General features: G+C 70.8%; 1 protein-coding gene. It reads right to left on the reverse strand.

What is annotated here, in order from left to right; genetic code table 11:
• Positions 1 to 798, reverse strand: a 798-nt coding sequence (locus V7793_RS37915; RefSeq protein WP_443058093.1) for a SufB/SufD family protein, incomplete at its 3' end; no start/stop codon positions are given.
• Between the last annotated feature and the right edge of the window lie 87 nt (positions 799 to 885).

An 885-nucleotide genomic window follows, 5' to 3' on the forward strand; every position in this document is an offset into this window, starting at 1 on the left:
GTGGTGCTGGTCCCGGTCGGTGAAGTACAGGCCGTACAGCTCGGCCTCGCCGCCGGGGCCCGCGTACGCGATGCGCGGGCTGATCCGCACCAGGCCGCCGCCGAAGGTGACGACTACGTGCTTCAGGGTCGCGTCGCGGCCGACGAGCACGTTGTGCTGGGAACAGTGCACGGCCGTGTCGTCCCAGTCCTGAATGGTGACGACGGTGGCCTTGGCGCCTTCGCCCAGTATGACTTCGACGTTGGCGGAGCGGCTGCCCGCGCCGGTGTGGTCCATGACGACAACGGCCTCGGCGAAGGCGCCGACGTCGAACACGGTGTGGCCGAAGCTCACGCCGCCCTCGCCGTGGACGGCCACCCGCACCGGCCCGGTCAGCACGGTCTTCGCCGGCACCGAGACGATCGTGGCCGTCTCGAACGCGGAGAACGCCTGCGCCGCCACCCGGTCCACGGGCCGGCCGGCCCGCCCGATGCGCGCGTCGTCCCGGTCGACGGTCTCGATGGTGACGTCGTCCGGCGCCGAGATCTTGGGCTCGACGGAACCGGAGGCCTTGGCGGTGCCGTCGTGCAGGCCGCGCAGGCGCTCCAGCGGGGTGAAGCGCCACTCCTCCTCGCGGCCGTGCGGCACGGGGAAGTCCGCGACGTCGAAGGAGGGTGGTGCACTCATCCGGGTCGCCGTGGTGGACTCCGCCGCCACCGCGATCGCGCCGGAAGTGCTCGAACGAACCGGTGGGGACGCCCCCTGTCCGGACGGTGCCGAGGATCCGGGGGAATTCTGAGCTTCAGTCGTGAGCGTCATGTCACTCGCTTTCTGCTTCAGTTCCTCACTCGCCTGTGGAGAGGGCCGACCGACCGTTCGTGGAAAGGGATGTGGAGCGCCGGGACC

It is taken from the genome of Streptomyces sp. KLMMK (assembly GCF_036961605.1).
Lineage (GTDB): Bacteria > Actinomycetota > Actinomycetes > Streptomycetales > Streptomycetaceae > Streptomyces > Streptomyces telluris.